At 38.3% G+C, this 12,731-nt stretch carries 10 protein-coding genes; all 10 read left to right on the forward strand.

What is annotated here, in order from left to right; all coding sequences use genetic code 11:
• The first annotated feature begins 10 nt into the window (after nucleotides 1-10).
• The 10 genes from ACVYAD_RS21210 to ACVYAD_RS21255 all read left to right on the forward strand — a co-directional run bounded on the left by ACVYAD_RS21210 (nucleotide 11) and on the right by ACVYAD_RS21255 (nucleotide 12,262).
• Nucleotides 11-331: a YerC/YecD family TrpR-related protein gene (locus ACVYAD_RS21210; RefSeq protein WP_004225717.1), complete on the forward strand. Its 321-nt coding sequence runs from the start codon at nucleotides 11-13 to the stop codon at nucleotides 329-331.
• Between the two features lie 110 nt (nucleotides 332-441).
• Entirely contained in the window at nucleotides 442-1,131 is a 690-nt protein-coding gene (gene pcrB, locus ACVYAD_RS21215; RefSeq protein WP_476427867.1) for a heptaprenylglyceryl phosphate synthase, read from the forward strand.
• 32 nt (nucleotides 1,132-1,163) lie between these two features.
• Nucleotides 1,164-3,416 carry a DNA helicase PcrA gene (gene pcrA, locus ACVYAD_RS21220; protein WP_476427868.1) on the forward strand — a complete coding sequence of 751 codons (2,253 nt, stop codon included), beginning with the start codon at nucleotides 1,164-1,166 and terminating at the stop codon, nucleotides 3,414-3,416.
• Nucleotides 3,417-3,430: 14 nt separating this feature from the next.
• A complete protein-coding gene (gene ligA / locus ACVYAD_RS21225) occupies nucleotides 3,431-5,437 on the forward strand; it encodes an NAD-dependent DNA ligase LigA (RefSeq protein ID WP_476427869.1) in 2,007 nt (668 codons plus the stop codon).
• A 147-nt stretch (nucleotides 5,438-5,584) separates the two neighbouring features.
• Nucleotides 5,585-6,718 (forward strand): CamS family sex pheromone protein, encoded by a 1,134-nt coding sequence (locus ACVYAD_RS21230; RefSeq protein ID WP_349661041.1) that lies wholly within the window; start codon nucleotides 5,585-5,587, stop codon nucleotides 6,716-6,718.
• Nucleotides 6,719-7,103: 385 nt separating this feature from the next.
• The gene (gene gatC / locus ACVYAD_RS21235) at nucleotides 7,104-7,391 is read left to right on the forward strand and encodes an Asp-tRNA(Asn)/Glu-tRNA(Gln) amidotransferase subunit GatC (protein WP_010857153.1); all 288 of its coding nucleotides are present in this window, start codon (nucleotides 7,104-7,106) and stop codon (nucleotides 7,389-7,391) included.
• A 24-nt stretch (nucleotides 7,392-7,415) separates the two neighbouring features.
• Nucleotides 7,416-8,879, forward strand: a complete 1,464-nt coding sequence (gatA, locus tag ACVYAD_RS21240) for an Asp-tRNA(Asn)/Glu-tRNA(Gln) amidotransferase subunit GatA (RefSeq protein ID WP_197143595.1) — start codon at nucleotides 7,416-7,418, stop codon at nucleotides 8,877-8,879.
• 1 nt (nucleotide 8,880) lies between these two features.
• On the forward strand, nucleotides 8,881-10,308 hold the full coding sequence (gene gatB / locus ACVYAD_RS21245; protein ID WP_349661042.1) for an Asp-tRNA(Asn)/Glu-tRNA(Gln) amidotransferase subunit GatB: 1,428 nt from the start codon (nucleotides 8,881-8,883) through the stop codon (nucleotides 10,306-10,308).
• A gap of 350 nt (nucleotides 10,309-10,658) precedes the next feature.
• Nucleotides 10,659-11,219: a thioredoxin family protein gene (locus ACVYAD_RS21250; RefSeq protein ID WP_476427870.1), complete on the forward strand. Its 561-nt coding sequence runs from the start codon at nucleotides 10,659-10,661 to the stop codon at nucleotides 11,217-11,219.
• A gap of 125 nt (nucleotides 11,220-11,344) precedes the next feature.
• Entirely contained in the window at nucleotides 11,345-12,262 is a 918-nt protein-coding gene (locus ACVYAD_RS21255) for a diacylglycerol kinase (protein WP_349661044.1), read from the forward strand.
• Nucleotides 12,263-12,731: the final 469 nt, after the last annotated feature.

Consider the following 12,731-nt stretch of genomic DNA (forward strand, 5'->3'; position numbering starts at 1 on the left):
GGAAGATTGCATGCAAATCGAAAAAATTCGTGGGCATCAAACAGATCAATTATTTAAAGCAGTGTTAGAGCTGAAAGACATCGAAGAATGCTATAAGTTTTTTGATGATTTATGTACGATTAGTGAAATTCAATCGTTAGCACAACGCTTTGAGGTTGCGCATTTACTACGATTAAAGAAAACCTACGAATCCATTAAAAAGGAAACAGGTGCAAGTACAGCAACTATTTCGCGTGTACGTCGTTGCTTTGATTATGGGAACGATACATATGATGAAATGTTAGGTCGTTTGTATCCAGATGAAAAGCCATTTCAAGCACCAAAAGAATAGTAGGTAAAGAGGCTGGGTAGAGGTTCTGCTCAGTCTTTTTCATTTTTTTGTAGACAGTCATAAGCTATACTTGTAAACGAATAGATAGAAAATGATAGGTGGTAAAATAGATGGATTATTTAGAATGGAGACATGTGTTCAAGCTTGACCCAGCTAAGGAAATCTCAGATGAGGAACTAGAAAGAATTTGTGAATCAGGGACAGATGTTATTATAGTTGGCGGAACAGACAATGTAACTTTAGATGGCGTATTAGATTTGCTTGTTCGTGTAAGACGCTTTGAAGTACCGATAGCGCTTGAAATTTCTAATATTGATTCGGTAACACCAGGTTATGACTATTATTTCATTCCAACCGTGTTAAATAGTGATGATCCAAAGTGGATTAAAAATCTACACCATGAAGCAATTAAAGAATATGGAGATATTATGGTATGGGATGAACTAGTAGCTGAAGGTTATTGTATTTTAAACCCGACTTGTAAAGTAGCGGAAGTAACGAAGGCGAAAACCGATATTTCCATTGATGATGTTGTTGCCTACGCACGTATGGCTGAAAATTTCTTTAGATTACCTGTATTTTATGTAGAGTATAGCGGTACTTATGGTGATATTGAGGTTGTAAGTGCTGTTAAAAATGAACTGAAAAATACCCGACTGTTTTACGGTGGCGGCATTACATCTGCTAAGCAAGCAGCAGAAATGGCAAAATATGCAGATACAGTAGTAGTTGGTAATATTATTTACGAAGATTTAAAAGCTGCACTTGCGACTGTTAAGGCTGTAAAAAATACGATATAATCTAAGAACAAATGTTTGTAAGGCGGTGCGAAATGGAGCAGTTAACGAAAAACTTATTAGCAGGTATGAACACTGAGCAGGAAAATGCGGTTAAAACAACTGAAGGACCGCTTCTAATTATGGCGGGTGCTGGATCAGGGAAAACACGTGTATTGACACATCGTATTGCATACCTAGTCATCGAAAAAGAGGTATATCCATCAAAGATTTTAGCAATCACATTTACAAATAAAGCTGCACGTGAAATGCGAGAGCGTATAGATGGCATTCTCGGTAATGGAACTGGCGATAGTATGTGGGTATCGACCTTCCACTCCATGTGTGTGCGAATTTTACGACGCAATATTGATCAGCTAGGGATATCACGTAACTTTTCAATTTTAGATTCAACTGATCAGCTATCAGTTGTTAAAAATGTTATGAAGGATGAAAATATTGACACGAAACGTTTTGAACCGCGTGCGATTTTAAATGCGATTAGTTCGGCAAAAAACGAATGTATAGCTGCAGACGATTATGCGGGTCAAATCAATGAAAATAATCCTTACGAACAAACGATCGCCCGAGTTTATAAAGGGTATGAAAAAAGACTACGCCGCAATCAATCACTCGATTTTGATGATTTAATTATGACGACTATTACATTATTCAAGCGTGTACCAGAAGTGCTTGAATACTATCAAAATAAATTTCAATATATCCATGTAGATGAATATCAAGATACGAATAAATCTCAATATTTACTTGTTCAGATGCTTGCCAAGAAATTTAAAAATATTTGTGTTGTAGGTGATTCTGACCAATCGATTTATCGTTGGCGTGGTGCGGACATTGGCAATATTCTTTCATTCGAAAAGGATTATCCAAGTGCTAAGGTCATTATGCTTGAGCAAAATTATCGCTCAACAAAACGCATCCTACAAGCAGCAAATGACGTCATTCAAAATAATACAACACGTTATCCAAAAGAACTGCGTACAGAAAATGCTGAGGGTGAAAAAATCGTATTGTACAAAGCGTATAACGAGCAAGAGGAAGCACAATTCGTTGTACAAACAATCCAACAGCATATTCAAAAAGAAAATCGTTCATTTGATGACTTTGCAATACTCTATCGTACAAATGCGCAGTCTCGTGTGATGGAGGAAGTGCTTGTTAAGTCTAATATGTCTTATCAAATAGTTGGTGGTACTAAGTTCTATGATCGTAAAGAGATTAAGGATTTACTTGCCTACTTGCGTCTTATTGCCAATAATGATGATGATTTATCACTTGCTCGTGTTATTAATGAACCAAAGCGTAGTATAGGTGCAACTTCCTTTGAAAAAATGGCGCGCTATGCGATTGATCAAGAGCGCTCAATTTTTGATGCCATGAATGATCTTGTATTCATGGGGCTTACAGGGAAGGCTGCTAACTCAGCTGATCAATTTTATGCGATGATTAAAGGTTTTACAGAGATGCAAGAATATTTATCGGTGACAGAAATTGTAGAGCAGGTCATTGACAAATCTGGTTATCGTGCAATGCTACAAAACGAAAAGACGATTGAAGCAGAAAGCCGCTTAGAAAACATTGAAGAATTTTTATCTGTAACAAAGGCTTTCGAGGAGCGTAGTGATGATAAGAGCTTAGTTGCCTTTTTAACAGATTTAGCGCTAATTGCAGATATTGATGCACTTGATAAAGATGATGCATCGAAGGGCAATATTATTTTAATGACAATGCATGCTGCAAAGGGCTTAGAATTCCCAATCGTCTTTATCATTGGAATGGAGGAAAATATCTTCCCGCATTCTCGTTCACTTGATGATATGGATGAAATGGAGGAGGAACGTCGTTTAGCGTACGTAGGTATAACACGTGCAGAAGAACGTTTATATTTAACGAGTGCACAAAGTCGTACGATTTTTGGTCGTTCTAGCTATAACAATGTCTCGCGTTTCTTAGGTGAAATTTCGGAGGATATTACACAATCGATTTCCAAAGGTGGTGCGAAGCCTGAAGTTCCGTTTGCCTCTAGCAATCGTTCAGCGGGCGGCTATCAAAAGCGTACACTTGGAGCAATTCAGAAAACACAGCCTGCAACAGCTCGTTTACAAACAACTGGTGGAGACCAATTTGGCTGGAAGGCTGGAGACAAAGCAATCCATAAAAAATGGGGAACAGGTATGGTTGTTAGTGTAAAAGGTGAGGGTGATAGTACAGAGCTAGATATTGCCTTTCCACAACCTATTGGTATTAAGCGATTACTAGCACAATTTGCGCCTATTGATAAAGGGTAACCGGGGGAACTTAAATGAACGAAATTGAACAGCGCGTTGTTGAATTAAATAAATTGTTACATGAATATGGTCATGCCTATTATGTGTTGGATAAACCTGTCGTAGCAGATAGTGTTTATGATCAATTATTACATGAACTTATTGCGTTAGAGGAAGCGAATCCGTCACTTATTTATCCAGATTCACCGACACAGCGTGTTGGCGGAGCGGTGGTAGAAGGCTTTAAAAAAGTGACACATGATTACCCTATGCTAAGTCTATCAAACGCTTTTAATGAAGAAGACTTACGTGAATTTGACCGTAAAGTGCGTCAAGCAATCGGTGATAAATTCTCCTATGTTTGCGAGCTGAAAATCGATGGTCTTGCTATTTCTTTAAAATACGAAAACGGCGTTTTTGTACAAGGAGCAACACGAGGAGACGGTGTTGTAGGGGAAGATATTACAGCAAATTTAAAAACGATTCGAGCAATACCACTTCGATTGAAGGAGCCACTTACAATTGAAGTACGTGGTGAGGCGTATATGCCTAAAAAATCATTTGAAAAATTGAATTCTCTTCGTTCTGAAAATGGAGAAGAATTATTTGCAAATCCGAGAAATGCGGCTGCAGGCTCTTTACGCCAGTTAGATCCTAAAATAGCAGCGAGTCGTCAACTATCTACCTTTATTTATGCAATTGGGGGAGATGGTGAGGCATATGGTATTGACGGTCATGCAGAGATGCTTGATTATTTAGAGGGACTAGGTTTCCCATCAAACAAAGAGCGTCAACGCTGCTCAACGATTGAAGAGGTACTAGCATTTATCGGAAAATGGACTGAAAACCGTCCGAATTTAGCCTATGAAATTGACGGTATTGTCATTAAGGTGGATCGTTATGCCCAGCAGGATGAGCTAGGTTATACAGCAAAGAGTCCACGTTGGGCAATTGCTTATAAATTCCCTGCTGAGGAAGTAGTCACAACATTACTTGATATTGATTTAACGGTTGGGCGAACAGGGGTTGTTACACCAACTGCTATATTATCGCCTGTTCAAGTGGCAGGTACGACGGTTCAACGTGCATCATTACACAATGAGGATTTAATTCGTGATAAAGATATTCGTCTAGGGGATACAGTCATTATCCGAAAAGCCGGAGATATTATTCCACAAGTTGTCGGTGTAATACTGGAGCAGCGACCTGAGGACTCAGTTCGGTATGTAATGCCTGAAAATTGTCCTGTTTGTGATAGCGAACTTATTCGAATTGAAGGGGAAGTGGCCTTACGTTGTGTAAATCCTGCATGTTTTGCACAAATCGCGGAGAGCATTAAATATTTTGTATCGCGTAATGCGATGAATATTGACGGACTTGGTGATAAGGTCGTTGAGCAATTATTACGTGCAGATTTAATTCATGATATTTCTGATTTGTATCACTTAACTGTAGAACAGCTTGTCGAGCTTGAGCGTATGGGAGAAAAATCGGCTACGAATTTAGTCAGTGCTATTCAGGCTTCCAAAGAAAATTCGATGGAGCGTTTACTAATTGGATTAGGGATACGACATGTTGGTGAAAAAGCAGCGAAAATTGTTTCAGAGGAGTTTGAAACGATGGAAGCGGTGATGGCAGCAACAGAGGAGCAATTAGTAGCAATTCATGAAATCGGCGATAAAATGGCTTCATCACTTGTCGAGTATTTTTCAAATGAGGATGCACGTGCAGTCATCGGGCGCCTTGCTGAAGTAGGTGTCAATATGACGTATAAAGGTAAAAAGGTAGAGGTAGCTGTAGGGGATAATCCTCTTGCAGGAAAAACAATCGTATTAACTGGTAAACTTGAGCAATTGACACGTAACGAAGCAAAGGCGAAAATAGAAGAGTTAGGTGGTATTGTTACAGGCAGTGTCAGCAAAAAAACTGATCTTGTTATTGCAGGAGCAGATGCGGGTTCTAAACTAACAAAAGCCGAGCAGTTAGGTATTGAAGTTTGGAATGAAGATCGCCTGATCGAACAATTTAACCTTGTCCAATAATGGATACTATTAAAATTGAAAAAGATGAATTAACTTATTTACTTGATGGAAAGTAGAGGCATTTTATAAATGTCTCCTTCTGTCCACAGGCAGGTATGAACAATTCGTCAAGCAAAATCTGAACATCAGTAAAGGAGTACTAAAATAATGAAGTCATTTCGACTCATTCCAGCAATTATCGCTGCTGCAATGCTAGTCGGCTGTGTGCCTTCGGATAAGAAGGAGACAGAGCTAACACAGGAGACGCAACAGGAAAAAGCGGAAACAACAATTATTCCAAGCTTACAGATTGATAAATCATATTATAGAACGCTAACACCCTATAAAGAAAGTGCTAGCAGGGGATTAGTAGTTTCAAATATTTTTACAAAATATGATATGAAGGAAGTTGAAACAGGTTTAATGCGTCTTTCTCAAAATGAGTTCGACACGGAAAACTATTTCTTCCAAGAAGGACAATATTTAGCGGAAAACACAGTAAAAAATTGGCTTGCCCGTAGTTCAAAAGAGAAGGACGGCTTAAATCCTCCAACGACGGACTCAATGCCGGCAGAGGAACGTGCAACAAAGGCCCCAATCTATTTATCACATATTGTTGAGCAAAATTATTTAACAAAAACTAGTGATAACAAAGTAAAATTAAGCGGTATTTCGATAGGACTTGCCTTAAACTCTATTTATTACTATCAAAAAGAAACGTATGGGGAATACTATGAGAAACCAATTTCGGAGGCAGAACTGATTGAGCAAGGGAAGAAGATGGCCTCAGAAATAGTGTCTCGTCTAAGAACCCAAGATGAATTGAAAGATGTACCGATTGTAGTAGGTTTATTTAAACAAAAAGCGCGTAATGATATTATTCCAGGAACGTATTTTAACTATGGCGTAGCTAAAGCTGGACAAAACGAGGTAACGGATTGGAAAGCTATGGACGAAGAATATGTACTGTTCCCTACGAGTGAATCACAGGATGTATACCGTGATGATAGTAAAAACTTTGAGAATTTTAAACAAGATGTAGATAAGTATTTTTCAAACTATACTAGTGTAGTAGGAACAGGCTTCTACCAAAATAAAAAAATTCAAAAGTTATCGATTGAAATACCCATCCAATTTTTCAGTAAACTTGAAATTATTGGATTCACTCAATATTTAACAGGTGTTCTAATCAATCAATTTAATAACATTCATGTTGAAGTAAGCGTCACTTCAATGAATGGTCCAGAGGCATTAATCGTGAAGAATGCCAACGAAAAAGAACCATACGTCCATATCTATTAAAAATATAGTCAGCCTTGTGCTGACTATATTTTTTTGATGGGATGAATATGGGTTAAAAGCGACGGAAAGAACAATCGAAACGACGGAAAGCCTCCCCGAAATGATGGATAGAAAAGCAAAAATGGATAGACTCCTCAAGGATACATAAGAAAGCACAACAACGCGATCGTTGCTCTGCTCACAAAGAGGAAAGTCTTAATGGAGGACTCTAAAAACAGTCCATAAAGACGACACTTCGTCATAGTAGTGAAAGTTTCTTTATTTTTGGTGAAAGTTGTGATTTTTAATATGAAAAATGTTATGATTATTTGCATGGTTAACTTTATTCAACCCTATTGTTATCGACAAAAGCAATGAATTGAATGAGTATTCGGAGGTGTGAAAAATGGCAAAATTAACAAAAGAAGAAGTTAAGCACGTGGCAAACTTAGCACGTCTTGCAATTACGGAAGAGGAAGCAGAGAAATTTGCTGAACAGCTTGGTAAAATTACTGACTTCGCAGAGCAACTAAACGAGTTAGATACAACGAATGTTGAACCAACGACTCACGTTTTACCACTAGTAAACGTAATGCGTGAAGATGTGGCAACAAAAGGTTTAGACCGTGAAGTAATGATGTTAAACGTAAAAGAACAAGAAGATGGTCAAGTAAAAGTACCAGCTATCATGTAATACTAAAACATAGGAGGATTCCTCATGACGTTATTTGAACGTTCAGCGAAGGAGCTACAAGCTGATATTAAAGCGGGTAACTTAACAATCGCTGATTTAACAAAAGAAGCATTCGAACGTGTGGCGAAGCTTGACGGCGATGTACAAGCTTTCCTTGCTTCAAATGAAGAAAAAGCAACTGCACAAGCAGCTGAAATGGATAAAGTACCATTTGAAGAGCGTGGACCACTTTTCGGTCTTCCTATCGGTGTTAAAGACAACATCGTGACAGAAGGCTTAGAAACAACTTGTGCTTCTAAAATTTTAGAAGGCTTTATGCCAATTTACGATGCAACAGTAGTTAAAAAGCTACGTGACGCAGGTATGGTCACTATCGGTAAATTAAACATGGACGAGTTTGCAATGGGTTCTTCAAATGAAAACTCATACTATAAAACAACAAAAAATCCATGGAACTTAAACCACGTACCAGGTGGATCTTCAGGTGCGTCTGCAGCAGCAGTAGCAGCAGGTGAAGTACCATTCTCACTTGGTTCTGATACAGGTGGTTCAATCCGTCAACCAGCTGCTTATTGCGGTGTTGTAGGGATGAAGCCTACATATGGCCGTGTATCTCGTTTTGGTCTAGTTGCATTTGCATCTTCTTTAGACCAAATCGGACCAATTACACGTAATGTTGAAGACAATGCCCTTTTACTTGAAGCAATCGCAGGATTAGATGCTAACGATTCAACTTCTGCAGACGTAGAAGTACCAAACTACGCAGCAGCACTTACTGGTGACGTAAAAGGATTACGTATCGCTGTGCCAAAAGAATTCCTTGGTGAAGGTGTTGGCGAAGCAGCACGTCAATCAGTGCTTGATGCATTAGAAGTATTAAAAGGCTTAGGTGCTACAGTAGAAGAAGTATCGCTTCCTCACTCGAAATATGCACTTGCAGCTTACTATATTCTGTCTTCTTCTGAAGCGTCTTCTAACCTTTCTCGTTTTGACGGTATCCGTTATGGTTTCCGTGCAGAAAACGTTAATAATTTGATGGACCTTTATAAAGAAACACGTGCACAAGGCTTTGGCGATGAAGTAAAACGTCGTATCATGCTTGGTACTTACTCGCTAAGTGCAGGTACGTATGATGCTTACTACAAAAAAGCTCAACAAGCACGTACACTTATCAAAGCAGACTACGACAAAGTATTCGAAGACTTTGACGTAATCATTGGACCAACTTCTCCTACACCAGCATTTAAAATTGGTGAAAACGTTGATGATCCAATGACGATGTATGCAAATGATATTTTAACGATTCCTATGAACTTAGCTGGTGTACCAGCCATCTCAATCCCATGTGGTATTGAAAATGGTCTACCACTAGGCTTACAAATTATCGGTAAATATTTCGATGAAGCAACAATTTACCGTGTAGCTCATGCTTTTGAACAAGCAACGGAGTTCCATAAACAAGTTCCTCAAATTTGGGAGGGAAAATAACATGAACTTTGAAACAGTCATTGGTTTAGAAGTACACGTTGAGTTAAAGACGAACTCAAAAATCTTCTCACCAGCACCAGCTCACTTCGGTGCTGAACCAAATACAAATACTACAGTTATCGACCTAGGCTATCCTGGTGTCCTACCTGTACTTAATAAAAATGTTGTAGATTTCGCAATGCGTGCGGCACTTGCACTAAACATGGAAATCGAACAAGAAACAAAATTTGACCGTAAAAACTACTTCTATCCAGATAATCCGAAAGCTTATCAAATTTCCCAATTCGATAAACCAATCGGTAAAAACGGCTGGGTTGATATCGAAGTAGATGGTTATACAAAACGTATTGGTATTACACGTCTTCATATGGAAGAAGATGCTGGTAAACTGTCTCACAGTGGCGACCACTCTTTAGTTGACTTTAACCGTCAAGGTACACCACTTGTAGAAATCGTTTCTGAGCCAGATATTCGCACGCCAAATGAAGCGTATGCGTATCTTGAAAAAATAAAATCAATCATCCAATATTCAGATGTATCGGACTGTAAAATGGAAGAAGGTTCACTTCGTTGTGACGCCAACATTTCAATTCGTCCATATGGTCAAGAAGAATTTGGTACAAAGACAGAGCTTAAAAACCTTAACTCTTTCAACTATGTTCGCCGTGGTTTAGAGCACGAGGAATTACGCCAAGCAGATGTCCTTCTTTCAGGTGGGGTAATTGAGCAAGAGACTCGCCGCTTCGATGAAAAAACAGGTAAAACAATTCTTATGCGTGTTAAAGAAGGAACAGACGATTATCGTTACTTCCCAGAGCCAGATTTAGTTCGTCTATCAATCGATGATGAATGGTTAGAACGAGTAAAAGCAGAAATTCCAGAGCTTCCAGATGCTCGTAAAAAACGCTATGTTGAAGAATTAGGCTTAACGCCATACGACGCAGGAGTTCTTGTTATTTCAAAAGAAATCTCAGACTTCTTCGAGGCGATGGTAGCTAAAGATGCGGATGCAAAACTTTCAGCAAACTGGCTTATGGGTGATGTTTCTGCATACTTAAATGCAGAACAAAAAGACCTTAAAGATACTGCATTAACGCCAGAAAACCTTGCGGAAATGGTGAAACTAATCACTGACGGTACAATTTCTTCTAAAATCGGTAAAAAGGTATTTGCTGAATTAGTAGAAAATGGCGGTTCTGCAGGAGAAATCGTTAAAGCAAAAGGTTTAGTTCAAATTTCTGATGAAGGTGCTTTACTTGCTATCGTTACAGAAGTTCTAGACAACAATGCACAATCGATCGAAGACTTCAAAAACGGTAAGGATCGCGCTATCGGCTTCTTAGTTGGTCAAATTATGAAAGCAACTAAAGGTCAAGCGAACCCACCTATGGTCAATAAATTATTACAACAAGAAATTGCAAAACGTTAATTGCAATTGCAACGGAAGGTCAAGAAAGTAAATTTGCTTTCTTGGCCTTTTATATTTAAAAATTAATACATACTAAAGAATCTTTAGGGGCATCTATAACAATAAATGACCTTTACGAGTAAAGTATAACAGGCTTGATGCTAATTTATAAAAAAGCGCAAGTCTACAAAAATTCTAGATATTTTTTGAGTAGAGGCTGGGCGATAAAAGCTCAGTAGGAACGGAAATAAACTCGATTTTATAGAGAAAAGAACTAAAAAATACCAAATTAGCACTTTATAGTTGTCTAAATGGAGTATTCATAGCAAAATATAGAATAGAACATGATAAAAACTTAAGGAGGTCTATCAATGAAAACTGAACAACAATATTTCAATGATGCGATTTCAATTCAACAATATATGGATCATATGACGACGTTAAAAGAGGAAAGCTTCCTTATTTATGATGGTTTCGAAGTGCCATTAAACGATGGCTTTATCGAACTATTGAAGAATAAGCAACCAAAAATATTAACAATTACTGAGGACTGGTGCGGGGACGCAATGTTAAACAATCCAATCATTCGCCGAGTTGCAGAGGCAGCAGAACTAGACATGCGCGCAGTATTACGTGATGCGGATACAGATTTGATTGATCGTTATTTAACAAACGGTGGCCGTGCAATTCCAGTTTATATTTTATTAGATGATGCTGGTCAGGTCGCTGGAAAATGGGGACCACGAGCACCAGAATTACAGGAACTAGTAGTTAGTAAACGAGCTACTTTGCCTGATAAAGAAGATCCTACATTTGAAGATGCACAAAAAGCGCTATATGCAGAAATTCGTGAAGAGAATATGACGAATAAATCATATTGGACATATGTTTACGAGGATTTTAAAAAGCAAGTAAAAGCTGCATTGCAATAATTGTAAATCACAAGGCTGCATGTCAGAAAAATGAGGACATGCCTTGCTATTGTTGACTTCAATGCAACAATTAAAAGAATAATTCGTTGGAAGAAATAGAATCTTATGAAGCAGGAAGGTATGTTATGAAACGAGCAAGAATCATTTATAATCCTACATCTGGGCGTGAAGTGTTTAAAAAGCATCTACCAGAAGTATTGGCAAAATTAGAGGTAGCAGGCTATGAGACATCTTGTCACGCAACAACCTGTGAAGGCGATGCGACCATTGCTGCAAAAAATGCAGTAGAACGTGGCTTTGATATAATTATTGCAGTTGGTGGAGATGGCACATTAAACGAAGTTGTTGCAGGTGTAAGTCCATTTGAGAACCGGCCGAAAGTAGGTTTAATTCCGATGGGCACAACGAATGACTTTGCCCGTGCTGTGCACATTCCTCGAAATATCGAAGCTGCCGTTGACATTATTATTAAAGGGGAATCGTTACCAGTAGATGTTGGTTTATTAAATGGGGAACGCTATTTCATCAATATTGCTGCTGGCGGACGTATTACAGAATTAACTTATGAAGTGCCGAGTAAAATGAAAACAATGCTAGGACAGTTAGCTTATTACTTAAAAGCAGTGGAAATGATCCCATCGATTAAAGCTTCTCACATGCGTATTGAATACGATGGCGAAGTGTTTGATGGGGATGCCATGATGTTTTTATGTGGTTTAACAAATTCGGTGGGCGGCTTTGAAAAACTTGCACCAGATGCAAGTATTAATGATGGCTACTTTACTTTAATCGTATTGAAAAAAGTAAACCTGCCTGAATTTATTCAGCTTGCTGCGATGGCATTAAGAGGCGAGCATTTAAATGATGATCGTGTAATTTATAAAAAGGCAAGTGTCGTCAAAGTATCTACTGAAGATGAAATTCATTTAAACCTAGATGGTGAGTATGGTGGGGACGCGCCTGCAACATTTGAAAACTTAAAGCGTCATATTGAAATTTTTGTTCCACTAGCAGATATGCGTGAGGAAGACCGTATCCAATAAACATAAAAAGGACTCTGCTTAATTTTAGGTAGAGTCCTGTTTAATCGAATTTTTGTGGAGATTAATGGTTCATCACTTAAAGTTGTGAGTAACTTTTGATAAAACGTTTACTATGTAAATAAGTTGATCTTCGTTACGGCTGGACGCCCTCAGGAAGCTCTGCGCGAAAGCGAAGCGGCAGCTATAAAGCGCCAAGTCGGAACGGAAATCAATTACATGTTTTGGTGATGATTCATATTAATGGGTTAAAATTCATATATATGAACATTATTATCCTTTAAATGGTATTGTGAATGAATTAAGAAAAATGTTTGGCAAATGTGAGTATAATACTTGAACAAAATTTGAAACCTTTATAATAGGCCGAAAATCCGGTCCATTATAAAGGTTTTTTTCGTTGCAATAGTGGAAAATGGGGGTAAGGATAAGGGAAAGGAAGTGTTGCCGTTGTATAAGTCACAGGAAAGAA

This window comes from Lysinibacillus sp. G1-3 (genome assembly GCF_056322905.1).